Raw genomic sequence first — 611 nt, 5'->3', positions numbered from 1 at the left:
TTAGTTGAAAAAGTTCTATACTTTCCATTTTTATGGTATTATCAAATACATTGAAAAGATGTAAAAGTATCTTAAAGGTTTCTTCGTATTCATTTAAAAGATCTTTTATAACTTGCTCTTGTTCTATTTCAGTTTTAGGATTTTTGCATAAAAGTTTATTAATCTTTAGTTCATGGTGATATAAAATATGGGGATAAAGTTCATATGCTCCATTAGATGTTTTATACAACTGTTTCTTAAATGCATCAAGTTGCCTAAATAGCGATTTAACTTTTAAATTAATTTTAGCTTTTTGAATTTTTTCTAAAAGAATTTGAGATTTATTAATATTATTTTGATTGTAAGAAAGTATTTTTTCCATATTTTTTCTTGTAGTTTTTAATTTGGCTCCGATTTTGGATGTGTTGGTATTAATAGTTTTAAATAAAGGCTTATTTTCTTTTAATAAATTTTCACATAATTCTTTAAAAGATTTTTCTATACTTCCTTCTATCCTAGCTCCACCTTCTGTGGCATTGTAGGTGGTAATGTTTGATTTGTTTTTATTTACAATAATGTCTTTTTCAAAAATATCTTTAAAAACTTTCCACCATTTATTCGTCTCAACTTTA

1 pseudogene is annotated in these 611 nt (G+C 24.2%); it reads right to left on the bottom strand.

Features of this window, described 5'->3' with window-relative positions:
• Window positions 1-611: pseudogene (locus L8X40_RS08475) on the bottom strand (hypothetical protein); the annotation flags it as partial.

Origin of the sequence: Campylobacter sp. CNRCH_2013_0855, assembly GCF_025773025.1 — a bacterium.
Taxonomy (GTDB): domain Bacteria; phylum Campylobacterota; class Campylobacteria; order Campylobacterales; family Campylobacteraceae; genus Campylobacter_D; species Campylobacter_D jejuni_C.
The sequence above is the reverse complement of the archived record's forward strand: the minus strand, read 5'-3'. Positions and strand labels throughout refer to the sequence as shown.